Origin of the sequence: Microbacterium sp. NPDC057741 (assembly GCF_042798735.1) — a bacterium.
Lineage (GTDB): Bacteria > Actinomycetota > Actinomycetes > Actinomycetales > Microbacteriaceae > Microbacterium.
In genome coordinates this window covers 27,463-51,632 of sequence record NZ_JBHVJW010000007.1, presented here as the reverse complement: position 1 = coordinate 51,632, position 24,170 = coordinate 27,463, and the positions used below count along the sequence as shown (strand labels likewise).

Here is a 24,170-nt window from a genome sequence, read left to right as displayed (position 1 = left end):
CGCTTCGCCCCGTACCGCTCAGCGCGCGAGCACCTCGAGCGGCTGAGCCGCACCCGCCTCGGCGAGCAGGCCGAGGATCACCGCGGCGGCGCGGTCGGCGCCGGCGAGCAGCGGCGAAGGCACACCGGGCGCCGCACCGATCGCGCTGCCGGGCTGCGTGCTGTTCGCCGGGATGCCGAGCACGAGCACGCGCGGATCCGGCCGCCCCACCGCATCGACCAGCGAGAGCGGATGCTCCGAGTGCTGACGAGGGATCGCCTCGACGCTGTCCGTCTCGAATGTTCCCGAGGCGTCACGCAGCGTGTGGATCCGGGCATCCCCGCGGTCGAGCAGCGACCGCAGCAGCGGATCACTCGTGTTCGGGACCTTGCCCTTGGACATGCGCGTCTCGATCAGCGACCGGGCGGTGACATCCCTGCCGGTGATCGCCGAGCGGGCGCGGAACGCTCCGCTCTCCTCGTCGACGGTGATCCAGGTCTCGGGCCCGATCAGCCGGACGACGCCGGCCTCGATCAGTGCGAGCACCTCCCGCACGCGCGAAGCGGGCGGACCGCTCGCCAGGAACAGCCCGTCGGCATTGAACCACCCCTGGATGTCGCGCACCTGCGACCGCGCCGTCAGCACGCCCTGCACTGCGAGGCGCGACGCCCGGCCCCGCAGCGCACCCATCGCGAGGTTCACGGCCTGACGCGGGCTGCCCGCGGGATCGGCGAGCGAGTCGAGTTCGTCCTCGACCAGCCTGGAGACGTGCGCGTCCCACTCGCCGTGTCGCGTGGCCCGTCCGAGCGTCGGGCGGCGCAGCTCCTCAATGCGGAACCGCAGCACCGGCTCGGCGACGAGGGCGGCGAGCGCGGCATCCGTGTGCGGAACGGCAGCGGCCCAAGCGCGCTCGCCGACGGATGCCGCGTCGGCGGCGGCGGCCAGGATGAGCGCGTCGCGTGCACCGTCCAGACCACCGAGCACTGCGCCGGGATGGCGTGCCTCGACGGCCTGCAGCCAGGCGAAGCCGAGTTCGGCGGCGATCGTCGGCCACACCTCGGCCGCGAAGTCGACGGAGCTCTCCGGCGCCGCCTGCACCCGGTCGAACCACTCGCCGGTCGCGATCGACGGCGCGTACTTCACCATCGGCCCGTCGCCGAAGTCGCCCTTCGAGCGGTACGGAACGCCGCGACTCGACGCCGCATGCACGATCGGCTCCGCACCGCTCGGCACGTAGCGCAGTCGCCCGCGCGGATCATCCGCAACGGGTTCGAAGCGCCCACCGCGGCCTGCGGTCAACTCGGCGACCACGTCGAAGAAGTTCGCGCCGAGCCCCTGCGCGATCACCGGCTCGCCGGACGGGACGAGATGCCACGGCTTCTCCGCGGGCATGCCCGGATCGATGTAGAGCAGCCCGAGTCGAGCGGCATCGTCGGCGAAGGCACGCACTGATGAGGATGCCTCGGCCTGCACCATCCCCTGGGCGAGTACGACGGCGCCCGCACGGAACTCCCGTCCATCGGCGAGGCGGACGACCCGCGCGTCGCCGTCGTTCTCGAGATCGACGACCGCGCCGAGCACCCGGGTCAGGCCCACCCCGCCTCGCTCCGCCGAACGTGCCAGCTGGTCGTTGTAGTAGACGCCCTGCAACCGGCGGGTCGGGAAGGAGCCGGGGGTGATCCGCTGCGCCTCCGCAACCACCCAAGCGACCTCATGCGCACCGCTCACGCTCACTTCGCGCGCCCAGTCGACGAAGGTCGGCCCGTCGCCGAGCGGACCGTCGATCGGGGTCGAGGAGTCTGGGTGGATCGTCGTCGCATCCGAAGTGGTGTTGTTCAGGAACTGCGCGGTCTGATCGGTGCGCCAGGTCGCCCCGGCGCCGACCTCGACGGCGTCGATGACGACGACGGTGAGAGGTGCGGCATCCGCCGCTCGCGCCCGCGCATCCAGGCGCTCGACCGTCGCGACCGCGCGCGGACCGCCGCCGACGATGACGACGTCGACGGCCTCCGCGCCCTCCGCCACAGACATCAGATCTGGTACTCCAGCTCGTGCACGACGGGACGCACCTCGGCGTAGCCGTCGCGCTCCTCGACGGTGACATCCAGCCCGTACACCTCGCGCAGCAGTTCCGCCTCGAAAGCCTCGAGCGGGGAGCCGGATGCCACGATCCGACCGCCATTGAGGAGGACGGTCTGGTCGCAGAAGCGACCGGCGTGGTTCAGGTCGTGGATCGCGATGAGTGCGGTGATGCCGCGCTGCCGGGTGATCCAGCGGACCAGCTGCAGCGTCTCGACCTGGTACCGCAGATCGAGGGCGCTGGTGGGCTCGTCGAGCAGCAGCAGCCTGGTGTCCTGCGCGATCGCGCGAGCAACGATGGCGCGCTGCGCCTGACCCCCGGACAGCTCGGACAGCCGCCGACCCTCGAGCTCCGTCAGGCCGAGCAGCTCGATGGCGTCATCGACCTTCTGCCAATCCTTGCGCCCTGGCCGCAGGCCGTAGTGCGGTGTGCGGCCGAGCAGCACGGCCTCGCGCACGGTGAGGTCGAACGGCGCCTCGGCGGACTGCGGCACATAGCCGACGGTGCGGGCGTGCTCGCGGCGACGCAGCGCCAGCAGGTCCACGCCATCGAAGCGCACCCGTCCGGTGCTCGGACGGTTCACCCCGGCGAGGATCTTCGTGAGCGTCGATTTGCCGGAGCCGTTCGGCCCCAGCAGTGCGCAGAAGCTGCCCTGCTGCACCTCGAGCGAGACGCCCTTCAGCACCTTGTGACCGGGGTACGAGAATTCGATGTCGGTGATCTCGAGGCTCATCGGAGGCTGCTCCTGCGCGTGAGGATGAGGTTGATGAAGATCGGTGCGCCGATGAACGCCACGACGATTCCGACCGGGATCACCGCCGGAGCGAGGATGGTGCGGCCGACGGTGTCGGCCACGAGCAGCAGGAGCCCGCCGGTGAGCACGGAGAACGGCAGCAGATAGCGGTGATCCGATCCGATGATGAGCCGGGCGATGTGCGGGCCGACCAGGCCCACGAAGCCGATCACTCCGCAGAAGCTGACCACCACGGCGGCGAGCAGCACCGAGACGCCGATCAGTCCGACCCGCAGCGCGGTCACGTTCACGCCGAGGCTCTTGGCCGCATCGTCGCCGGCGAAGGCGACCGCGTTCAGATCCTTGGCGAACCAGAGCGTCACCGGCAGCGCGACCAGCACGATGGCGCCCACGATCTGCACGTCGTTCCAGGTGGCGTCATTCACGGAGCCGAACGTCCAGCGCACGATCGCCTGCAGCGTGTTCTCGCTGGCCACGAACTGCAGACCGGCTGTCAGTGCCTCGAACAGCTGGGTGATCGCGATGCCGAGCAGCAGCAGGGTGGCGACCGCCATCCGCTTGGCCGAGGCCAGGCCGAGCACGAGCGCGGAGACCGCCAGCGAGACGCCGAGGGCACTCAGGATGATGACCCACGCGGGCAGGGTCGTCGCGCCCGAGATCGTGATGGCGAGCGCGGCGCCGAAGGCTGCGGCCGGCGACACGCCGAGGGTGAACGGGCTCACCAGCGGGTTGCGCAGCAGCCCCTGCATGAGCGCACCTGCCAGCGACAGGCCTGCCCCGGCGATGAACGCGAGCAGCGCGCGCGGGAAGCGCAGCTCGGTGATGATCGAGAAGGTGCGGGCGAAGTCGGCCGGCAGCGTGCCGCCGAAGATCGCCAGCTGCACCGACCTCCAGACATCCGCGAGTGTGATGCCGGCCGACCCGATGACCACCGAGACGCCGATGGCGAGCACGGTGAGGACCACCGCGATGATCAGGGTGATCGCGCGGGCACGGGACAGACGGTCGGCAAGCGTGCGGCGCCGATGGCCGTCACGAGTGCCGGCATCCGTCTCGCCCTCTTCGGGGGCGAGCACGGGAACGGCTCGCTCGGAGTCGGACGACGCGGGCTCCGGCGCGGTCCCCCGCGCCGGAGCGTCCGTCGGCAGTGTCGACTGCGTCATGCTCAGGATCCCGCGGGCGTGCTGATGTAGGCGTCGACACCGGCGAAGTCGGTGTCCTGGAACTCGGTGATCCAGCGCTCGAGGTAGTCGTCGGGGTTCACGTCCTCGAACTCCTCCGGGTGCAGCCAGCTCGCGAGGTAGAGCGCACCGATCGACTTCGCGAGAGCACTGGTCGCGTAGCCGCTGGCGACGTAGACCTGGTCGTCGGCGACGGCGTCGACACCGGTCCATCCGGGCCTGGAGGAGATCTCCTTACGCGTAGCGGCGAACTTCGCCGGGTCCACTGGCGTCGCAGCCGGCTCGTACTCGTGCAGGATCAGCGCGGGATTGCGCACGACGACCTCCGCGGGCTCCACCGTCAACTCCTCCTGCGCATCGCCGCCGGCGGCATCCGAGAAGATGTTCTCGCCCTTGGCCGCCTCGATGAGGGCGTGGAATCCCGAGCCCGGCAGCACGGTGAGGTACGGGTCGACGGTCTCGAGATACACCGGCTTCGTGTCGACGCCACTGAGGTGCTCGTCGAGCACGCCGGTGATCTCGCTGTGGAACGCCTTCACCTTGTCGGCGCCCTTCTCCTTGCCGAAGACCTCGCCGAGCAGGTCAATCGTGTCGTCGAAGACCTCGTAGTCCCACGCCGTCGCGACCACGACGGGGATGTCGAACGCCTTGAGCTGCGTCGCCGCTTCCTCCCACGGCGCGTTGCGGGGCAAAATCACGACGTCGGGGTCGAGATCGGCGATCGCCTCGTAGTTGAGCTCGTTGAGGCCCTGGGCGATCACGTCAGACTCGTCGACGGGCAGGAAGGGCAGTCGCTCCAGCGAGACGCTGTCCACGCCGACGACGGTGTCGCCGGCGCCGATCGCGCGGACGAACTCGTTGCCGTAGCTGTTCAGCACGACGGCCTTCTTGGCGGGCCCGTCCAGGGTGACGGTGCGGTTCTGGTCATCGGTCACCGTGATGGCGGCGTCCTGTTCGGCGGCTGCGGGGGCCTCGGGGGTGATCGTGCCGCAGCCGGTGAGCAGCGCGGCCGTGGCACCGGCGAGCAGCGCGAGCTGGATCGTCCGCGCAGGACGGGAGGTGAGTGCGTTCGACATCGGGATTCCTTCGGGGTGGAGCGAGCAGGATGCGGAGTCAGGCCTCGACGCGGCTGCCGGGAACGGCAGGCTCGCCGAGGCTGAGCATCAAGCGGTTCGCCCACGCGAAGAACGCTGTCGAGAACACGACATCCGAGATCTCGTCGGAGTCGAGCCCGACCGCGAGCAGCGCAGCGATGTCGTCGGGCGTCGCCGTGGGCGTGAGCTCGGAGAGGCGCGCGGCGAAGCGGATGACGGCGACCCAGCGCTCGTCCTGCCCCTCGGCCAGCGTGTCGGTTCCGAGGGCCACGTCGTCAGCGTCGCGCTCGAGCTGCACGGCGAGGAGACGGTCGATGTCGTCGGCGCGCTTGGTCTGGAACTCCGCCTTGCGCGCATGTACAGAGGCGCAGTAGATGCAGCCGTTCACCTTGCTGGTGACGGCGGCCGCGAGCTCGCGCTCCCCGCGCGGGAGCCCGTCCTGGCCCAGGAACACGGCGTTGTCGAGGGCGCTCCGTGCTTTCAGAACCGCCGGCACCCGGGCGAGCAGTCGGAAGTACTCGGAGTTGGTGGTGGCCTTGGCCGCGAACGACTCCACCTGTTCGTCCGTCAGGTCGGCGACCTCGATGGCGGGGACCCACGGCTCCCAGGCGAGCACTTCGCGAGTGAAGTGCTGCGGGATCACGCTGCCCAGGTAGGTGTGTGTCTCGGCGGTGTGCGTCCTGCCATGCGCGACCGTCTCGCGGACGGCGCCTTCATAGCGGGCCGGGCGACGTCCGCCCAGCACCTCGAGCCCGTGCAGCGCGCGCAGCAGGTAGCTCTCGTAGGCCACGACCTGGCTGATCAGCACGATCTCGTCGGCGGTGACGCCGGCGACCTGCAGTGCGAGCTGATCGTCGCGGGTCACGAGTCCTGGCGACACGGTGACCAGCTCGACGTGCTCGATGATCGCGCGGAGCTTCGGGTCGAACGGACGATCGTCCTCGAGCACGGCCGGGTCGGCAAGGGCCGCGTGGTGCGCGGCGAGCTCGGCTCCGCCCTGATGGCGGGCGACGAGCGCGGCGAGCGCGTGCAGAGTCGTCGTCGGGAGAACCTGCGGGGCTTCGTAGAGTGCGGTGTAAGCCGCGCGGGTGTGCGCGAGCACCTCATCACGAACGGGCAGCTCGCCGGCCCCAGCGGCCCGCCCCAGCAGCACGGCCAGGCCGTCGACGGTGGTGGTCACGCTCGTGCTCCTCGGGTCGGTGAAGGGGATGTCCTTCACGCTAGGAGGGCAGGTATTTCGTGGCCAGCGGCCGCGTAACCTCGGGAAATCAGGTTACGTAACAAAAGGCACGATGCCGGCTCCGCCGTCGGGAGCAGCGTCGTCGATCCCGGTGATAGCGTCGACCTGTCCTCAGGGCGGGGTGAGATTCCCCACCGGCGGTGTCGCGGCCAGTCCGCGCCAGCCCGCGAACGGTCCCCATGGTGGGGACCGCCGATCCGGTGCGATTCCGGAGCCGACGGTCACAGTCCGGATGAGAGAGGACAGAAGGAGCAGTCCACCATGCCCAGAATCGCCATCATCGCCGCGCAGTGGCACGCCGAGATCGTCGAGCAGGCGGTCTCCGCGTTCCTCGAGCGCTTGACCGAACTCGGCGTCACAGAGGTCGACGTGCACCGCGTGCCCGGCGCGTTCGAGATCCCGCTGCACGCGAAGCGCCTGGCTCAGACCGGCCGCTACGACGCGATCGCGACGAGTGCGCTCGTCGTCGACGGCGGGATCTACCGCCACGATTTCGTCGCCGCGACCGTCGTCGACGCACTCATGCGCGTGCAGCTCGACACCGACGTGCCGGTGTTCTCCGCGGTGCTCACGCCGCACCAGTTCCACGAGCACTCCGAGCACCGCGAGTACTTCACGCGGCACTTCGCAGTGAAGGGCCGAGAGCTCGCCGACGCCGTGTCGGCCACGATCACGAGTCTCGCGTCGATCCCCCGGTGAACGGGGCGGGGCAGTGCCGGATCCCGGCGCTGCCCCGCGAATCAGCCGATCACTTCCACGCCGAAACCGGCGACGACGGCTCGCACCTCATCGAGATAGCGCTGTGCCAGTTCGGTGAGCGGGATCGCCGCATGGCCGATCCAACCGATCTCGATGCGCTCGTCGACGTCGAGCGGGATCGCGACGATCTCCGGATCGAGCTCGTCGCTGATGATGCCTGTCGAGATCGTGTAGCCGCCGACCCCGATCATGAGGTTGAAGATCGTGGCGCGGTCCGCGACGCGGATCTCCTGTCTGCTCGACAGGGTGGAGAGGATCTCCTCGGCGAAGTAGAACGAGTTGTTCGCCCCCTGATCGAAAGTCAGCCGCGGCAGGTCCGCGAGATCGTCGAGTGTGACGCGCGCTTGAGCGGACAGCGGATTGTTCCGGGCGATGAAGATGTGCGGGCTGGCGAGGAAGAGTGGGTGGAACGCCATCCCCGAGTCCCGGAGCAGCTTGTCGATCACCCTGCGGTTGAAGTCGTTCCGGTAGAGGATGCCGACTTCGCTGCGGAGCGTCCGGACGTCCTCGATGATGTCCCAGGTGCGCGTCTCTCGCAGCGAGAACTCGTACTCGGCCGCTTCCGTGGCTTTGACCATCCGCACGAGGGCGTCCACCGCGAAGGAGTAGTGCTGTGCAGACACCCCGAGCAGGCGCCGTGACGGTGGTCGGCCGAGGTAGCGCTGCTCGAGGAGTTCCACCTGCTCGATGACCTGTCGTGCATATCCGAGGAACTCCGCACCGTCATCGGTGAGCGTGACCCCGCGGGCGGAGCGGACGAGGAGGGGACGGCTCACTCGGGCTTCAAGATCCTTCATCGCCGCCGACATGGTCGGCTGGGCGACGTAGAGCACGTCGGCGGCACCCGAGATCGACCCCTCGGCCGCAACCTCGATGAAGTACCGCAGCTGCTGCAGGGTCAGACCGCTCGATGCGTTAGCCATAGGAAAACACTATATGAATGCATAGTCGATACAAGTTACCCGATATCCGGCGGGCTACCGCACGATGGAGGGACTGCTTCCAGAGGCCGAGCGCGGCCCCCACCCTCAGGATTGGCCACCATGGCGGACGACTTCACCTTCAGCATCACCACCACCCGCTTCGACGAGGACTACAGCCCCTCGGAGAACTCCCGGATCACCACGAACTTCGCCAACCTGGCCCGCGGCGAGCACCGTCAGCAGAACCTCCGCAACACCCTCACGATGATCAACAACCGGTTCAACGATCTCGCGCGCTGGGACAACCCGAACGGTGACCGCTACGAGGTCGAGCTGGAGATCATCTCCGCGCAGCTGACTTTCACTGCGGAAGGCGCGGATCGGCAGTTCCCGCTCATCGAGGTCCTCGACACCCACGTCGTCGACCGGCGCACCGGCATCCGCCAGCACGGGATCGTGGGCAACAACTTCTCGTCCTTCGTGCGGGACTTCGACTTCAGCGTGGTGCTGCCGGCGGCGGGCGTCGGCCCGACCGGGCCGTCCGTCCCCGACGACTTCGGCGACCTGCACGGGAAGCTGTTCCAGCACTTCCTCGACTCGGCCGCCTACCAGGAGCGCTTCCCGCAGTCCCCCGTCGTCTGCATCAGCGTGTCGACGAGCAAGACCTACCGGCGAAACGGAAACCACCACCCGGTGCTCGGCGACGAGTACGAGCAGGACGCCTACTCGCTGACCGATGAGTACTTCGGGAAGATGGGCCTGAAGGCGCGATACTTCATGCCGCGCGGCAGCGTGGCGCCGCTCGCGTTCTACTTCCGTGGCGACCTGCTGGGCGACTACTCGAATCTGCAACTCGTCAGCACGATCAGCACCATGGAGACGTTCCAGAAGATCTACCGCCCGGAGATCTACAACGCGAACTCGGCCGCCGCATCGGTCTACCGTCCGAGCCTGGACTCGCAGGACTACTCGCGGACCCAGATCTCCTACGACCGCGTCGAGCGCAGTCAGCTCGCGGTCACCCAGGGCAAGTACACGGAGGAGCACTTCATCAAGCCCCACCGCGGCGTCCTGGAGCACTGGGCCGCCAAGCGCCCCGCTCGAGTCGCATGACCGGCCGAGGATCTTCGACCATGCAGACGCTCCTGCCCACCTCGATCGTCGGCAGCCTGCCGAAGCCGTCCTGGCTCGCACAGCCGGAGACCCTGTGGTCCCCGTGGAAGCTCGAAGGGGACGAACTGCTCGAGGGCAAGCGGGATGCGCTGCGCCTCGCCGTGCAGGAGCAGATCCGCAGTGGCATCGACATCATCAGCGACGGGGAGCAGACCCGCCAGCACTTCGTCACGACCTTCATCGAGCATCTCGACGGCGTCGATTTCGAGCGACGCGAGACCGTGCGCATCCGCGATCGCTACGACGCGAGCGTGCCGACCGTGGTCGGTGCAGTGCGGCGTGAGCGGCCCGTGTTCGTCGATGACGCGAAGCTGCTGCGCGCGACCACCGACCGCCCGATCAAGTGGACCCTTCCCGGCCCGATGACGATGGTCGACACTCTCTACGACGCCCATTACCAGAGCCGCGAGAAGCTGGCATGGGAGTTCGCGACGATCCTCAACCAGGAGGCGAGAGAGCTCGAGGCGGCAGGCGTCGACATCATCCAGTTCGACGAGCCGGCGTTCAACGTCTTCCTCGACGAGGTGCGGGACTGGGGCGTCGCGGCGCTGGAGCGGGCGACGGAGGGACTGCGCGCGGAGACGGCCGTGCACATCTGCTACGGCTACGGGATCAAGGCGAACAACGACTGGAAGGCGACCCTCGGGTCGCAGTGGCGGCAGTACGAGGAGACGTTCCCGCTCCTGCAGCAGTCGCGCATCGACACCGTCTCGCTGGAGTGCCAGCACTCCCATGTCCCCATGGAGCTCATCGAGCTCCTCCGCGGCAAGAAGGTCATGCTCGGCGCCATCGACGTGGCGCGCGAGACGATCGAGACTCCGGAGGACGTCGCCGACACTCTCCGCAGGGCGCTCGAGTTCGTCGATGCGGACAAGCTCGTCCCCAGCACGAACTGCGGCATGACACCGTTCGCCCGGCACGTCGCATCCGCGAAACTGAGCGCACTCAGCGCAGGCGCGAACCTCGTTCGCGAGGAGCTGGCACGATGAGCGCCATCGCGCAGTTCGAGACTCAGAGGCACGGTTTCTCCGCTTCGCTGTCACCCGACGAGTTCAAGTCGCTCTTCCGCGGACACCCCGGCGGCGTCGCCGTCATCACGGCGGACGCCGGCGACGGGCCCGTCGCGCTGACGGCCACGTCGGTCTCATCGGTGAGCGCCGATCCCCCGCTGCTGATCTTCTCGATCTCGGCGCTGTCGTCGGCATCCGACGTCCTCGCGCGTGCCGACACCGTCGTCGTTCATCTTCTGGATACCCACGACATCGACGTGGCGAAGCTCGGTGCGAGCAGCGGCGTCGATCGCTTCGCCGAGACGCACCGCTGGTCGCGCCTCGTCACCGGAGAGCCGGTCTACCACGACGTGCGCGCCTGGGTACGATGCGCAGTCGTCAATCGCATGGATACCGGAACCGCCACAGTGTTCGCCGCGCACGCGCTGCAATCGCACATCGAGCGTGACGTCGACTCCGGGGTGCCAGGTGACGCGCTGGTCTACCACAACCGCACGTGGCACCGTCTGGGCGAGCACTCCCGCATCGAACACTGAGGCGCCCCGTGAATCGCTCTCGATGAGCGGTCACCGCGACCGTGCCCGTGTCCGTGCTTCCTGCGAGGATGCCGGGATGAGCAGCACGGGCGACGCGAACGACGTGTTCCATTGGCGAGGACGCGAGGTCTTCTGGGAGCGCATGGGCGAGGGTCCGCCACTCATCGTCCTGCATGGGACCCCGTGGTCCTCGGCGCTGTGGCGCCCGTATGCTGCCGCGCTCGCGCAACGCTTCACGGTGTACCTCTGGGACATGCCCGGATACGGACGATCGTCTAAGGCCGCGGAGCATCCGGTGGATCTCGGGGTGCAGGGCGAGTTGTTCGCCGAGTTGCTGCGGCATTGGGGACTCGACAGGCCGCATGTGGTCGCGCACGACTTCGGCGGCGCCGTCGCCCTTCGAGCGCGGCTGCTGCACGGCGCGGAGTACCGCTCGCTGTGTCTGGTCGACGTCGTCGCGCTGTCGCCCTGGGGATCGCCGTTCTTCACGCTCGTGAAGGCGAACGCGGATGTGTTCGCACAGCTGCCGCCGAGCATCCATCGAGCCGTGGTGGAGGAGTATGTACGCGGCGCGAGCCACCGCGGCCTGCGCGACGACGACCTCGCGATGCTCTTGAGACCGTGGCTCGGCCAGGCCGGGCAGGCGGCGTTCTACCGGCAGATCGCCCAGGCCGACGAGCGATTCACGGACGCGGTCGAGCCGCGCTACGGCGAGATCACCGAGCCCGTGCACATCGTCTGGGGCGCGGATGACACCTGGATTCCCGTCGACAGGGCGCACCGGCTGCGCTCGGCGATCCCGCACGCGTCGCTCGCGCTGATCGAGGATGCCGGGCATCTCGTCCAGCTCGACCAGCCGGTCGCTCTCGCGACGGAACTGCGCAGCTGGCTCGAGCGCGCGACCCGCTGAGACGACGGAGGGGCGGGGGGGGGGGGGGCCCCCCCCCCCCCCCCCCGAGAGCACCCCCCGGGGGAAAGACACCAGCGGGGTCAACGGGGGCGGCGCCCGGGGGGGGGGGGTCCACCCGCCCCGCGGGCCCCCGCGGCCCCCCACCTCCCCTCGGGCCCGCGCGGCGCCCCCCCGCCCCCCCCGGGGGGGGGGGGGGCGGCGCCCCCCCCACCCCCCCCTCCATGAGACCGCTCCGGGTCAGAAGTCCCAGTCGTCGTCCTCGGTGGCCTCGGCCTTGCCGATGACGTACGACGAGCCCGACCCCGAGAAGAAGTCGTGGTTCTCGTCGGCGTTCGGCGACAGGGCCGAGAGGATCGCCGGGTTCACGTTCGTCACGGTGGACGGGAACATCGCCTCGTAGCCGAGGTTCATCAGCGCCTTGTTGGCGTTGTAGTGCAGGAACTTCTTGACGTCCTCGGTCAGGCCGACACCGTCGTAGAGGTCCTGCGTGTACTGCACTTCGTTGTCGTAGAGCTCGTACAGCAGCGAGAAGGTGTAGTCCTTCAGCTCGTCGCGACGCTCCTGGGTCTCCTGCTCGAGACCCTTCTGGTACTTGTAGCCGATGTAGTAGCCGTGCACGGCCTCATCGCGGATGATCAGGCGGATGAGGTCGGCCGTGTTCGTCAGCTTCGCCTTGGACGACCAGTAGATCGGCAGGTAGAAGCCCGAGTAGAACAGGAACGACTCCAGCAGTGTGGAGGCGACCTTGCGCTTCAGCGGATCGTCACCCCGGTAGTAGTCCAGGATGATCTGCGCCTTCTTCTGCAGATTCTGGTTCTCGGTCGACCAGCGGAACGCCTCATCGATCTCCTTCGTCGACGCGAGCGTCGAGAAGATCGAGGAGTAGCTCTTGGCGTGCACCGACTCCATGAACGCGATGTTGGTGTACACCGCCTCTTCGTGAGGCGTGATCGCGTCCGGGATCAGCGAGACCGCGCCGACGGTGCCCTGGATCGTGTCGAGCAGGGTGAGGCCGGTGAACACCCGCATGGTGAGCAGCTGCTCGTCGGGTGTCAGCGTGTTCCACGACTGCACGTCGTTCGACAGCGGCACCTTCTCGGGCAGCCAGAAGTTGCCGGTGAGGCGGTTCCAGACCTCGAGGTCCTTGTCGTCCTCGATGCGGTTCCAGTTGATCGCGTCGACGTGACTGACCAGCTGAAGCTTCGGAGAGGGGGTCATTCTTGTTCCTTGTTCTTCTCGGACCGGACGATCACAGCATGCACGAGACGCACTCGGTCATGTCCGTGCCCTCGAGGGCCATCTGACGCAGCCGGATGTAGTAGATCGTCTTGATGCCCTTCTTCCAGGCGTAGATCTGGGCCTTGTTGATGTCGCGGGTGGTGGCGGTGTCCTTGAAGAACAGCGTCAGCGACAGGCCCTGGTCGACGTGCTGGGTGGCGGCGGCGTAGGTGTCGATGACCTTCTCGTAGCCGATCTCGTACGCGTCCTGGTAGTACTCCAGGTTGTCGTTCGACATGAACGGCGCCGGGTAGTACACGCGGCCGAGCTTGCCCTCCTTGCGGATCTCGATCTTCGAGGCGATCGGGTGGATCGACGAGGTCGAGTTGTTGATGTAGGAGATCGAGCCGGTCGGCGGCACGGCCTGAAGGTTCTGGTTGTAGATGCCGTGCTTCTGGATCGAGTCCTTCAGCGCAGCCCAGTCCTCCTGCGTGGGGATGTGCTTGCCTGCGAACAGCTCCTTGACCTTCTCGGTGGCGGGCACCCAGGCCTGGTCGATGTACTTGTCGAAGAACTCGCCGGATGCGTAGGTGGAGTCCTCGAAGCCGTCGAAGGCGACGCCGCGCTCGATCGCGAGCTCGTTCGAGGCCCGCAGCGCGTGGAACAGCACCGTGTAGAAGTAGATGTTCGTGAAGTCCAGGCCCTCGTCCGAGCCGTAGAACACGTGCTCGCGGGCGAGGTACCCGTGCAGGTTCATCTGGCCGAGGCCGATCGCGTGCGAGCGGTCGTTGCCGTCCTCGATCGAGCGCACCGAGCCGATGTGGCTCTGGTTGCTGACCGCGGTGAGCGCCCGGATGGCCGTCTCGACGGTCTTGCCGAGGTCGTCTGCATCCATCGCCAGGGCGATGTTCATCGAACCGAGGTTGCAGGAGATGTCCTTGCCGATCTGGCCGTACGAGAGGTCCTCGTTGTAGCTGGTCGGGGTGTTCACCTGCAGGATCTCGCTGCACAGGTTGGACATGTTGATCCGGCCCTTGATCGGGTTGGCCTTGTTCACCGTGTCCTCGAACATGATGTACGGGTAGCCCGACTCGAACTGGATCTCGGCGAGGGTCTGGAAGAACTCGCGCGCGTTGATCTTGGTCTTCTTGATGCGCGGGTCGTCGACCATCTCGCGATACTTCTCGGTGACCGAGATGTCGCCGAAGGGCACGCCGTAGACGCGCTCGACGTCGTACGGCGAGAAGAGGTACATGTCCTCGCCGTTCTTGGCCAGCTCGAAGGTGATGTCGGGCACGACGACACCGAGCGACAGCGTCTTGATGCGGATCTTCTCGTCCGCGTTCTCGCGCTTGGTGTCGAGGAACCGCATGATGTCGGGGTGGTGCGCGTTGAGGTACACCGCGCCGGCGCCCTGACGCGCGCCGAGCTGGTTGGCGTAGCTGAAGCTGTCTTCGAGCAGCTTCATGACGGGGATGATGCCGGAGGACTGGTTCTCGATCTGCTTGATCGGCGCACCGGACTCACGGATGTTGCTGAGCAGCAGCGCCACGCCGCCGCCGCGCTTGGACAGCTGCAGGGCGGAGTTGATGCCGCGCGCGATCGACTCCATGTTGTCCTCGATGCGCAGCAGGAAGCAGCTGACGAGCTCGCCGCGCTGCGCCTTGCCGGCGTTGAGGAAGGTCGGGGTGGCAGGCTGGAAGCGACCCGAGATGATCTCGTCGACCAGCGAGGTCGCGAGGTTCTCGTCGCCGTCGGCGAGCGCGAGGGCGGTCATCACGACGCGGTCCTCGAAGCGCTCGAGGTAGCGCTTGCCGTCGAAGGTCTTCAGCGTGTAGCTGGTGTAGTACTTGAACGCGCCGAGGAAGGTCTCGAAGCGGAACTTCTTGCCGTAGGCGAACTCGTTGAGCTTCGTGATGAAGTCGAACGAGTACTTCTCGATGACCGCCGGCTCGTAGTACTCCTTCTCGACCAGGTAGTCCAGGCGCTCCTTGAGGGAGTGGAAGAACACCGTGTTCTGGTTCACGTGCTGCAGGAAGTACTCACGTGCCGCGCGCTTGTCGGCGTCGAACTGGATCTTCCCGTTCGCGTCGTACAGATTCAGCATCGCATTCAGGGCGTGATAGTCGAGCCCCTCGTATGCCGGGTTCGTCTTGAAGGCCACCGTCTCGGTCACTGTGCTGTCCACCATCGTTCCAATCCGTCGCTCACGCGATCGACGTCGTCCTGCGTGCCGAAGAGTTCGAACCGGTACAAGTGCGGCACGCGGCACTTCCGGCTGATGATTTCGCCCGCGAGACAGAACGACTCGCCGAAATTCGTGTTGCCCGCGGAGATCACTCCCCTGATCAGGCTGCGGTTGCGCTCATCGTTGAGGAACCGGATGACCTGCTTCGGGACGGCGCCCTTCTCCTCGCCGCTCCCCTGCCCACCCCCGTAGGTGGGGGTGACCAGGACGAACGGCTCGTCGATGACGAGCGGTTCGTCCTGTCGGTGCAGCGGGATGCGGCGGGCGGGGAGGCCCAGCTTGTCGATGAAGCGGGCTGTGTTCCCCGAGACGCTCGAGAAGAAGACCAGGAGCGGCGCGGCGGTGGCGACGGCGCTCATGATCGTCACATCACGCCAGGCGGGATGCCAGCTCGTCGATCTTGTCGGGACGGAAGCCCGACCAGTGGTCCTCGTCGGTGACGACGACCGGTGCCTGCAGGTACCCCAGAGCCTTGACCTGCTCGAGAGCGTCGGCGTCGGCGGAGAGGTCGTGGACCTCGTATTCGATGCCCTTGGCATCGAGCGCGCGATAGGTGGCGTTGCACTGCACGCACGAAGGCTTGGTGTAGACGGTGATCGACATCTCTTCCCCTCAAAACGTTACTTCCCGGCAGACCCCCCGCCGGGACTTCAATACTACATATGGGTACGGACATTGGGTGCGACCACAAGGGCTAGTAGTTACATCTCTGTAGTTTTCCACCGTTCTCCACGGGTTCGACACAGGTTCTCCACGCATCCATCCACAGTTCGGAAGCCCTCGCCGGCGGCCCCGAACCGCGAGATCCCGCGGGTCGCGGAGGCCGGATCGGAATCCATCCACAGACCGGACGCTACGCCGGGTCACCGACATCCGATTTTCTGTGGAGAGGACGCTCCGGCGTGTCGCGGCGTGTCGGATATCGTTGGCTGGTGGCGGGATATCGGGACCTACTTCGCACGCCGGGCGTGGGGCGCATGATCGCCGCTCAGCTCACCGCGCGCTTCCCCAACGGCATGGCCTCACTGGCGATCCTGCTGCACGTCGAGCAGCAGACCGGATCGTACGGCGCGGCGGGCCTCGTGCTGGCCGCGACATCCGTCGGGCAGGCGGTGGCAGGACCGGTCACGAGCCGCTGGATGGGCGCCTGGGGCATGCGCCGGGTGCTCACGCTCACCGCCGCAGTGTGCGTGGCCGCAGTGCTCTGCCTGGCTCTGCTGCCGCTGAACCTCCCGGGCTACATGATCCTCGGGCTGATCGCAGGCCTCTCGACCCCGCCGGTCCAGTCCGCGGTGCGGACCATCTACCCCAAGCTGGTCAACTCCTCACAGCTGACGCCGCTGTTCGCCCTGGACGCGTCGCTGCAGGAGATCATCTGGATCCTCGCGCCGGTGGTGATCACGCTGGTGTCCACGCAGGTGGGCACGACAGAGGGTCTGCTGCTGGTCGCAGCGTTCCTCGTCGTGGGCTGCGGCTGGTTCATCCTCTCCCCCGAGGTCGGCCGGGTCCGCATCCCGCGCAGCCGACGCGCGTTCGGACGCGTCGTGCTCAAGCCGCCGGTCATGCTGGCGACCATGATCGGCTTCCTGCTGATCGGGGCGTGCGCCGCGGTCGAGGTCGGCGTCGTCGCCACGTTCGAGCACGGCAGCCTCGAGGCCGGCCTGGTGCTCGCCGTGTTCTCGGTCGGCAGCCTGATCGGCGGGTTGTCCTTCGGGCACCTCCCGATCGGCCCCTGGGCGATGGCGCGACGGCTGCTGATCGTCGCGGTCGGCCTGTCGCTGACCATGGTCATGCTGAACGCCTTCTGGCTCGGCGGCACACTGCTCATCGCCGGGATCGGCATCGCGCCCGCTCTGGCCGTGCTGTTCGCGATCACCACGGCGAGCGTGAAGTTCTCCGAGACCGCCGAGGCCTTCGGCTGGGCCGGCACCGGGCAGCTCATCGGCGCCGCCGCCGGATCCGCGGTCGCCGGTTTCCTCGTCGACAGCTCCGGCGGCGCGCAGGGCGCGTACCTGGCGGCGACGCTGTTCGCGATCGCCGGAGTCATCGTCTCGGTGGTCTTCGTGCGGGCCTTCCCCGACCTGCGGCACCGCGACCCCAGCCCGCACCCCGACACCGAGACGCTGAGCATCCCGACGGTCTGACTCGGATCCGGGTCAGACCTCCAGCGCCGACATCACGTGCTTCAGCCGCGTGTAGTCGTCGAAGCCGTACTGCGAGAGGTCCTTGCCGTAGCCGGAGTGCTTGAAGCCGCCGTGCGGCATGTCCGACACGAACGGGATGTGGGTGTTCACCCACACGCATCCGAAGTCCAGATCGCGGGTGAACCGCATCGCCGTCGCGTGGTCGCGGGTCCAGACCGATGCGGCGAGCGCGAAAGGCACTCCGTTGGCGAAGGCGAGTGCCTGGTCCGCATCCGAGAACGACTGCACGGTGAGCACCGGCCCGAAGATCTCCCGCTGCACGACCTCGTCGTCCTGACGGACGCCTGCGAGGATGGTCGCCTCCCAGAAGTAGCCACGGTCGCCCTGGCGCGCGCCGCCCGTCTCCACCCGGATGTGGGCGGGCAGCCGCTCGATGAAGCCGGAGACGCCGTCCAACTGCGCGCGACTGCTCACCGCGCCGTAGAGTACGCCGTCCTCGTGCGGCCCGCCGGTGCGGGCGTGCGTCCGTGTGCGGGCGACGAGCGCAGCGACGAACTCGTCGTGGATGCTCTCGTGCACGATCACCCGGGTGGCGGCGGTGCAGTCCTGACCGGCATTGAAGTACGCGCCGGTGACGATGCCCTCCACGGCCTTCTCAAGGTTGGCGTCGGGGAAGACCACGGCCGGCGCCTTGCCGCCGAGTTCGAGGTGCACGCGCTTGAGATCGGATGCCGCGGACTTGGCGACCTCCATGCCGGCACGCACCGACCCGGTGATCGCGACCATGTCGGCGCGAGGATGCTCCACCAGCATCCGTCCGGTCTCGCGGTCGCCGAGCACGACGTTGAAGAGGCCCTCGGGGGTGTGGTTCGCGACCACCTCAGCCAGCAGCAGCGTGCTCTGCGGGGTGGTCTCGGCGGGCTTGAGCACGACCGCGTTGCCGGCGGCGAGCGCGGGACCGATCTTCCAGACCGCCATGTTCAGCGGGTAGTTCCAGGGCGTGACCTGACCGATCACACCGACCGGCTCGCGGCGAACGTAAGAGGTGTGCCCGGCGAGGTACTCCCCCGCAGCGCGCCCCTCGAGGCTGCGGGCAGCGCCCGCGAAGAAACGCAGCTGATCGACGGACTGGTCGATCTCGTCGGTCACGAGGCTGGCACGGGGCTTGCCGGTGTCCTGCGATTCGAGGTCGGCGAACTCCTCGGCACGCTCCTTCATCTCCTCGGCGATGCGGAACAGCGCCAGCTGCCGATCGGCCGGGGTCGCATCGCGCCACTGCGCGAAGGCGCCATCAGCGGCGGCATAGGCTGCGTCGACCTCGACGGCGCCGGAGATGGGCGCTCGGCCGTAGACCTCTTCGGTCGCCGGGTCGATCAGGTCCATGGTCGCCTCGGTGGGGACCTCCGCGGCGCGACCCGCGATCACGTTGCGCAACACCGTTGTCAGCATGGGTTCATGCTACGACAATTCAACGAGATCAGTTGTTCTCAGCATTGAATCCGACGGATTCTGTTGCCAGAGATGCTCTGGAGTGTCAGGATCAGCACATGGCCTCGAAGCAGAAGCACGCTGTTCTCGACGATGTGTCGAAGACGATCATCGAACTGCTCCAGGAGGACGGCCGGCGTGCGTACGCCGACATCGGCCGCGAGGTCGGGCTCAGCGAAGCCGCCGTCCGCCAGCGGGTGCAGCGCATGACTGAGTCCGGCGTGATGCAGATCGTCGCGGTCACCGATCCCCTGCAGCTCGGCTTCCTGCGCCAGGCGATGATCGGCATCCGCGTCAGCGGCGACCCCGAGGCGGTCGCCGCCGCCCTCGCCGAGATCGCCGAGATCGACTACGTCGTCGTCACACTCGGCGGTTTCGACGTGCTCGCCGAGGTCGTGTGCGAGAGCGACGAGGATCTGCTCGAACTGCTCGCGCGCCGCATCCGCAGCATCCCCGGGGTGCTGTCCACCGACACCTTCGTCTACGCCCGCCTGCACAAGCAGCTCTACAACTGGGGGACCCGATGACCGGAACGACCTACGACGCTCGGCGCCTGCGCGAGAGCGCGCGCGACCACCTCTGGATGCACTTCTCCCGGCAGTCCACACTGCCGGAGGTGCCCATCATCACCCGCGGCGAGGGCCACCACATCTGGGATGCTGAGGGACGGAAGTACATCGACGGCCTGGCCGGCCTCTTCGTGGTCAACGCCGGCCACGGCCGGCGCCGGCTCGCCGAGGCCGCCGCGAAGCAGGCCGAGGAGCTGGCATTCTTCCCGCTCTGGTCGTACGCCCACCCGGCCGCGATCGAGCTCGCCGACCGGCTCGCCGGCTACGCGCCGGGCGACCTGAACAGGGTGTTCTTCTCCTCCGGCGGCGGTGAGGCTGTCGAAACCGCGTTCAAGCTCGCGAAGCACTACTGGAAGACGCAGGGTAAGCCGGGCAAGCATAAGGTGATCTCCCGCGCGATCGCGTACCACGGCACCACCCAGGGCGCGCTCGCCGTCACCGGCATCCCGGCGATGAAGGCGATGTTCGAGCCGGTGACACCCGGGGGCCTGCGGGTGCCGAACACGAACTTCTACCGCGCAGCCGAGATGGGTGCGCCCTCCGATGACATCGAGGCCTTCGGACGCTGGGCGGCCGACCGCATCGAGGAGGCGATCCTGTTCGAGGGCGCCGACACCGTCGCGGCGGTGTTCCTCGAGCCGGTGCAGAACTCCGGCGGCTGCTTCCCGCCGCCGCCCGGATACTTCGCTCGGGTGCGCGAGATCTGCGACCGGCACGACGTGCTGCTCGTCTCGGACGAGGTGATCTGCGCGTTCGGCCGCCTCGGCTCGATGTTCGCCTGCGAGAGCCTCGGCTACGTGCCCGACATGATCACCTGCGCGAAGGCGATGACCAGCGGGTACGCACCGATCGGCGCGACGATCATCAGTGACCGCATCCACGAGCCGTTCGCCGCTGGGGACGCGATGTTCCCGCACGGCTACACGTTCGGCGGGCATCCGGTCTCTGCGGCTGTCGCGCTGGAGAACCTCGACCTGTTCGAGGAGGAGGGCCTGAACGAGCATGTCGTGCAGAACTCGCCGCTGTTCCGCGCCGAGCTGGAGACGCTGCTCGATCTGCCGATCGTCGGCGACGTGCGCGGCGAGGGCTACTTCTTCGGCATCGAGCTGGTCAAGGACAAGGCGACCAAGGAGACCTTCGACGACGAGGAGTCCGAGCGACTGCTGCGCGGCTTCCTCTCCCCCGCGCTGTACGAGGCCGGGCTGTACTGCCGCGCCGACGACCGCGGCGACCCCGTCATCCAGCTCGCCCCGCCGCTGACGATCGGCCCGGCGGAGTTCCGTGAGATCGGCAGCATCCTGCGCGGAGTGCTCGGCGAGGCGGCCGCCCGACTCTGAGGAACGACGAAAGAGCCGGATGCCGGGGACACCCAGCGTCCGGCTCTTTCATATGTCCGCTCGCTCAGACCACGGGAACCGGCACCGAGTCGATCAGCAGACGGGTGTACTCGTGCTGCGGCTGGTCCAGCAGCGCCTGAGTCGGCCCCTGCTCGACGATCTCGCCGCGGCGCATCACGACGGTGCGCTCGCAGACCCGGCGCACGACTGACAGGTCGTGGCTGATGAACAGTAGGGTCAGCCCCTGCTCCGCGCGGATCCGCGCGACCAGGTCGAGCACCTGCGCCTGCACCGAGACGTCCAGCGCGCTTGTCGCCTCGTCCATCACGAGCAGATCGGGCTCGATCGCCAGCGCCCTGGCGATCGCGACGCGCTGGCGCTGACCGCCGGAGAGCGTCTTCGCGCGGGCCCTGAGATGCTCCTCACCCAGTCCGACGGCGGTGAGCAGCTCGAGCGTGCGTGCCCGCGCCGCCGCGGCATCCAGCCGGTGGTGCAGCCGCAGCACGTCGCTGATCGCCTGTCCCGCGGGGATGCGCGGATCGAGCGACAGGTACGGGTCCTGGAACACCATCTGCACTTTGCGGGCGCGCGCCAGGCGCTCATCGCCGCCGCGAGGCGCCTCAGTGACCGACACGCCGTCGATGCGGATCTCACCGGTGTCGGCGTGCTCCAGTCCGACCACCATGCGGGCCAGCGTGGACTTGCCGGAACCGGACTCGCCGACCACGGCCAGTGCGCCGCCGCGCGGGACGGTCACGCGGGCGTCCCGCACTGCGTGCACCTCTCCGCGGCCCTTCACGTGATAGGTCTTCGAGACCCCCTCGACGACGAGCATGTCCTCGCTCTGCGCCTGATCGCCTGTCGCGCCGCCGTCTCCGGTCAGCTTCGGTGTCGCGGCGACCAGGCGGCGGGTGTACTCGGCTTCGGGCCGGGTGAGCACGCGCCTCGCCGGCCCTTCCTCGACGACAGCGCCGTCCTTCATCACGACGAGCCGGTCGCACAGCGAGCCCGCGAGGTTGAGGTCGTGCGTGATGAACAGCATGCCCATGCCCTCTCGCGCGCACAGCTCGCGCAGCACGGCGACGATCTCGGCCTGCGTGGTGACATCGAGCGCGGTGGTCGGCTCGTCGCAGACGAGCAGGCGCGGACCCGTTGTCAGGGCGCCGGCGATCATCACGCGCTGAAGCATTCCGCCGGACAGCTCGTGAGGATGCTGGTCGAGGTGCCCCTCGGGATCGGGCAGCTTCACCTCCGTCAGCAGGTCGACGGCGCGCCCGCGCGCCTGCTGCCTGCTCTGCCCTGCACACAGTCGCAGCGCCTCGGTGACGTGGTCGCCGACCGTGCGCATCGGGTTGATACCTGCGCGCGGGTCCTGGAAGACCATCGCGGCGTCCTGCCTGCGCACGTGCCGGAGTTCATCCCGGTCGAGCGGGGATCGCCCGTCCACCGAGACGGTCCCTCCGACGACCGCGCGATCGGGCAGCAGCCCGAGCACGGTCCTGGCGGTGAGCGACTTGCCCGATCCGGACTCGCCCACCAGGCCGACGGTCTCGCCGGCGGCCACGGACAGGCTGATGCCGTGCAGCAGTCTGGTTCCGTCGCGCAGGTCGAGCGTGAGGTCTTCGATGTTCAGGAGCGGGGCCCCGCGCCGCGAGGCTCGGGACGGCGCGCCAGCGACGTTCTGAGAAGGTGTGGGGTTCATGCGGGGATCTCGCCTCCGATGCGGTCGGACAGTTCCTCGCCGATGATGTTCACCGCGACGACGACGAGCACCACGACGACGGCCGGGGCGATCGCGGGCAGGAACTGCCCGGCGGCCAGTCCCGACTGCGCCTCGTTGATCATCGCGCCCCAGTCAGCCGTGGGCTGCTGGACGCCGAGGCCCAGGAACGACAGGCCCGCGAGCTCGGCCAGCACGTAGCCGAAGTTCAGGGTGGACTGCGCCCCGACGATCGGCGACACGTTCGGCAGCACGCGCCGCGTGGCGATCCAGCCGCCGCCGAAGCCCTGCACCCGATATGCGGACACGTATGGTCGGTTGCGCTCGGTGGTCACCAGCGCACGGGTGAGCCGCGCCACGAACGGCGCATAGGCGATGCTCATCGCGATCACCGGCGCCAGCAGCCCCTTGCCGAACAGCGCGACCGCCATGATCGCGATCAGCAGCGACGGGAAGGCGAACAGCACGTCGAACACGCGACCGAGGACCGCATCGATCCAGCCACCACGCCATCCGGCGAGCAGTCCGAGCAGGATGCCGATGATCGTCGAGAAGATCACGACCGCGAGCGGGCCGATCAGGGCCGTGCGTCCGCCGAAGATGATGCGGCTGAGCAGATCCCGGCCGAGGCCGTCGGTGCCGAGCCAGTGCGCCATCGACGGCGGGGCGTAGAACGCGGTGAAGTCCACGGCATCCGGGTCGTAGGGAGCGACCCAGGGCGCGAAGATCGCAGCGAGGGTGACCGTTGCCAGCACGACGACGCTCAGCGTCAGCAGCAGCGGCGGTCGGCGCCTGCGCGGCGTCTTCAGCAGCCGCACGGCGAGGGTGGGTGTGGGAGTGGTCATCGGGCACCTGCTCCTGCTGCCGATCGCGGGTCGATCAGCGGTTCGAGGATGTCGACGATCGCATTCATGACGACGAACGCCGTCACCACGAGCAGCACGATCGCCTGCACCACGGGGAAGTCCAGCCGGTCGACCGACTGCACCAGCAGCGAGCCGATGCCGGCCAGGCCGAAGGCGGCCTCGACGATCGAGCTCGCCACGATCAGACCGGCGACGAGCACGCCGCTGACCGTGAGGATGGGCCACAGCGAATTGCGCAGCACATGGCGTCGCACCACATCCCAGCGCTTCAGGCCACGGCTGGTGGCGACCTCGACGTGCTCGCGGCCGAGCTGCTCGACCATGGCCGAGCGGGTCACCTTGCCGACGAGCACGATGAACACGATCGCCAGGGCGGTGGACGGCAGGATCAGGTGGTAGATCGTGTCCCAGAACCCCTCGCCCGATCCGAAAGAGGGGAACCAGCCCAGCTGCACCGAGAAGATCGCGATCAGCACGATGGATCCGACGAACGACGGGATGGCGCCGAGCACGGTCAGCCCGATCAGGATGGCCCGGTCGGCGAGCCGCCCGCGGTTCAGCGCGGCGATCCCCCCTGAGATGAGGCCCACGACCGCGATGATCGTACCGGCCATCACCACCAGGGTCAGCGTGACCGGCAGGCGTTCGCCGATCACGACCGTGACGTCCTGGCGGAACTGCAGCGACCGGCCGAAGTCGCCATGCAGGATGCCGGCGATCCAGTTGATGTACTGCTGCCAGGGTGGCAGGTCCAGGCCGTACTGCGCGGTGACCAGCGCCACCGCCTCCGGGCTCGGCTTGCGCCCCCGGAGGAGGAAGGCGACCGGATCCCCGGGCACCAGGAACCGGGAGAAGAACACCAGCAGCGACGCGAGGAACAGCGTCAGCAGGAGGCCCCCCAGTTTCCCGGCGACTCGTCGGAATGCATTCATCGTCAGCGT

At 68.1% G+C, this 24,170-nt stretch carries 21 protein-coding genes, 1 pseudogene and 1 riboswitch; of the genes and pseudogenes, 8 read left to right on the top strand and 14 right to left on the bottom strand.

The genetic code is table 11. The features are described from left to right. Positions 1 to 18: 18 nt before the first annotated feature. Genes ACFVDO_RS17970 through ACFVDO_RS17950 form a run of 5 tightly spaced genes read right to left on the bottom strand, consistent with a single transcriptional unit; the run spans position 19 to position 6,268 of the window. Positions 19 to 2,010 carry an FAD/NAD(P)-binding protein gene (locus ACFVDO_RS17970; protein ID WP_378859844.1) on the bottom strand — a complete coding sequence of 664 codons (1,992 nt, stop codon included), beginning with the start codon at positions 2,008 to 2,010 and terminating at the stop codon, positions 19 to 21. Further along, complete coding sequence (locus ACFVDO_RS17965) at positions 2,010 to 2,792, bottom strand: ABC transporter ATP-binding protein (protein WP_378859843.1); 783 nt, start codon at positions 2,790 to 2,792, stop codon at positions 2,010 to 2,012. The genes ACFVDO_RS17970 and ACFVDO_RS17965 overlap by 1 nt, the downstream gene beginning before the upstream one ends. Continuing rightward, positions 2,789 to 3,976, bottom strand: coding sequence for a FecCD family ABC transporter permease (locus ACFVDO_RS17960; RefSeq protein ID WP_378859842.1), 1,188 nt, complete (start codon positions 3,974 to 3,976; stop codon positions 2,789 to 2,791). The genes ACFVDO_RS17965 and ACFVDO_RS17960 overlap by 4 nt, the downstream gene beginning before the upstream one ends. Before the next feature lie 2 nt (positions 3,977 to 3,978). Then, positions 3,979 to 5,070, bottom strand: coding sequence for an ABC transporter substrate-binding protein (locus ACFVDO_RS17955; protein ID WP_378859841.1), 1,092 nt, complete (start codon positions 5,068 to 5,070; stop codon positions 3,979 to 3,981). 37 nt (positions 5,071 to 5,107) lie between these two features. Next, a complete protein-coding gene (locus tag ACFVDO_RS17950; RefSeq protein ID WP_378859840.1) occupies positions 5,108 to 6,268 on the bottom strand; it encodes a peroxidase-related enzyme in 1,161 nt (386 codons plus the stop codon). A 163-nt stretch (positions 6,269 to 6,431) separates the two neighbouring features. Beyond that, positions 6,432 to 6,576, top strand: a riboswitch (FMN riboswitch). 7 nt (positions 6,577 to 6,583) lie between these two features. Between ACFVDO_RS17950 and ACFVDO_RS17945 the strand changes: the two are divergent. Continuing rightward, a pseudogene (locus ACFVDO_RS17945) lies at positions 6,584 to 7,027 on the top strand (6,7-dimethyl-8-ribityllumazine synthase); the annotation flags it as partial. A 41-nt stretch (positions 7,028 to 7,068) separates the two neighbouring features. On the opposite strand, the gene ACFVDO_RS17940 reads toward ACFVDO_RS17945, so the two are convergent. Beyond that, positions 7,069 to 8,010 carry a LysR family transcriptional regulator gene (locus tag ACFVDO_RS17940; protein WP_378859839.1) on the bottom strand — a complete coding sequence of 314 codons (942 nt, stop codon included), beginning with the start codon at positions 8,008 to 8,010 and terminating at the stop codon, positions 7,069 to 7,071. Positions 8,011 to 8,130: 120 nt separating this feature from the next. Here ACFVDO_RS17940 and ACFVDO_RS17935 point away from each other — a divergent pair, with 120 nt between their 5' ends. The 4 genes from ACFVDO_RS17935 (at position 8,131) to ACFVDO_RS17920 (ending at position 11,639) form a co-directional block, all read left to right on the top strand. Then, positions 8,131 to 9,123 (top strand): DUF1852 domain-containing protein, encoded by a 993-nt coding sequence (locus ACFVDO_RS17935; RefSeq protein ID WP_378859838.1) that lies wholly within the window; start codon positions 8,131 to 8,133, stop codon positions 9,121 to 9,123. Between the two features lie 20 nt (positions 9,124 to 9,143). Further along, the gene (locus tag ACFVDO_RS17930) at positions 9,144 to 10,172 is read left to right on the top strand and encodes a methionine synthase (RefSeq protein ID WP_378859837.1); all 1,029 of its coding nucleotides are present in this window, start codon (positions 9,144 to 9,146) and stop codon (positions 10,170 to 10,172) included. Beyond that, entirely contained in the window at positions 10,169 to 10,729 is a 561-nt protein-coding gene (locus ACFVDO_RS17925; RefSeq protein WP_378859836.1) for a flavin reductase family protein, read from the top strand. Before ACFVDO_RS17930 ends, ACFVDO_RS17925 begins: the two co-directional genes overlap by 4 nt. Positions 10,730 to 10,805: 76 nt before the next feature. Then, positions 10,806 to 11,639, top strand: coding sequence for an alpha/beta fold hydrolase (locus ACFVDO_RS17920; protein WP_378859835.1), 834 nt, complete (start codon positions 10,806 to 10,808; stop codon positions 11,637 to 11,639). A gap of 237 nt (positions 11,640 to 11,876) precedes the next feature. Here ACFVDO_RS17920 and nrdF read toward each other — a convergent pair whose 3' ends face one another. From nrdF to nrdH, 4 genes are read right to left on the bottom strand one after another with little or no spacing between them, the layout of a single operon-like run. Next, positions 11,877 to 12,857 (bottom strand): class 1b ribonucleoside-diphosphate reductase subunit beta, encoded by a 981-nt coding sequence (nrdF, locus tag ACFVDO_RS17915; RefSeq protein WP_378859741.1) that lies wholly within the window; start codon positions 12,855 to 12,857, stop codon positions 11,877 to 11,879. Between the two features lie 31 nt (positions 12,858 to 12,888). Continuing rightward, entirely contained in the window at positions 12,889 to 15,048 is a 2,160-nt protein-coding gene (gene nrdE / locus ACFVDO_RS17910) for a class 1b ribonucleoside-diphosphate reductase subunit alpha (protein WP_378859740.1), read from the bottom strand. After that, the gene (gene nrdI / locus ACFVDO_RS17905; protein ID WP_378859739.1) at positions 15,030 to 15,464 is read right to left on the bottom strand and encodes a class Ib ribonucleoside-diphosphate reductase assembly flavoprotein NrdI; all 435 of its coding nucleotides are present in this window, start codon (positions 15,462 to 15,464) and stop codon (positions 15,030 to 15,032) included. Before nrdI ends, nrdE begins: the two co-directional genes overlap by 19 nt. A 10-nt stretch (positions 15,465 to 15,474) precedes the next feature. After that, positions 15,475 to 15,708, bottom strand: coding sequence for a glutaredoxin-like protein NrdH (nrdH, locus tag ACFVDO_RS17900; RefSeq protein ID WP_378859738.1), 234 nt, complete (start codon positions 15,706 to 15,708; stop codon positions 15,475 to 15,477). Between the two features lie 329 nt (positions 15,709 to 16,037). On the opposite strand from nrdH, the gene ACFVDO_RS17895 reads away from it, so the two are divergent. Continuing rightward, on the top strand, positions 16,038 to 17,249 hold the full coding sequence (locus ACFVDO_RS17895; RefSeq protein WP_378859737.1) for an MFS transporter: 1,212 nt from the start codon (positions 16,038 to 16,040) through the stop codon (positions 17,247 to 17,249). Positions 17,250 to 17,261: 12 nt separating this feature from the next. On the opposite strand, the gene ACFVDO_RS17890 is transcribed toward ACFVDO_RS17895, so the two are convergent. Continuing rightward, positions 17,262 to 18,698, bottom strand: a complete 1,437-nt coding sequence (locus ACFVDO_RS17890) for a gamma-aminobutyraldehyde dehydrogenase (RefSeq protein WP_378859736.1) — start codon at positions 18,696 to 18,698, stop codon at positions 17,262 to 17,264. Positions 18,699 to 18,796: 98 nt separating this feature from the next. Between ACFVDO_RS17890 and ACFVDO_RS17885 the strand changes: the two genes are divergently transcribed. Then, complete coding sequence (locus tag ACFVDO_RS17885; RefSeq protein WP_378859735.1) at positions 18,797 to 19,264, top strand: Lrp/AsnC family transcriptional regulator; 468 nt, start codon at positions 18,797 to 18,799, stop codon at positions 19,262 to 19,264. Continuing rightward, complete coding sequence (locus ACFVDO_RS17880) at positions 19,261 to 20,643, top strand: aspartate aminotransferase family protein (RefSeq protein WP_378859734.1); 1,383 nt, start codon at positions 19,261 to 19,263, stop codon at positions 20,641 to 20,643. Before ACFVDO_RS17885 ends, ACFVDO_RS17880 begins: the two co-directional genes overlap by 4 nt. 64 nt (positions 20,644 to 20,707) lie before the next feature. Here ACFVDO_RS17880 and ACFVDO_RS17875 read toward each other — a convergent pair whose 3' ends face one another. Genes ACFVDO_RS17875 through ACFVDO_RS17865 form a run of 3 tightly spaced genes read right to left on the bottom strand, consistent with a single transcriptional unit; the run spans position 20,708 to position 24,161 of the window. Next, positions 20,708 to 22,345 carry a dipeptide ABC transporter ATP-binding protein gene (locus ACFVDO_RS17875; RefSeq protein ID WP_378859733.1) on the bottom strand — a complete coding sequence of 546 codons (1,638 nt, stop codon included), beginning with the start codon at positions 22,343 to 22,345 and terminating at the stop codon, positions 20,708 to 20,710. Beyond that, the gene (locus ACFVDO_RS17870; RefSeq protein ID WP_378859732.1) at positions 22,342 to 23,208 is read right to left on the bottom strand and encodes an ABC transporter permease; all 867 of its coding nucleotides are present in this window, start codon (positions 23,206 to 23,208) and stop codon (positions 22,342 to 22,344) included. The genes ACFVDO_RS17875 and ACFVDO_RS17870 overlap by 4 nt, the downstream gene beginning before the upstream one ends. Next, a complete protein-coding gene (locus ACFVDO_RS17865) occupies positions 23,205 to 24,161 on the bottom strand; it encodes an ABC transporter permease (protein ID WP_378859731.1) in 957 nt (318 codons plus the stop codon). Before ACFVDO_RS17865 ends, ACFVDO_RS17870 begins: the two co-directional genes overlap by 4 nt. Positions 24,162 to 24,170 lie beyond the last annotated feature (9 nt).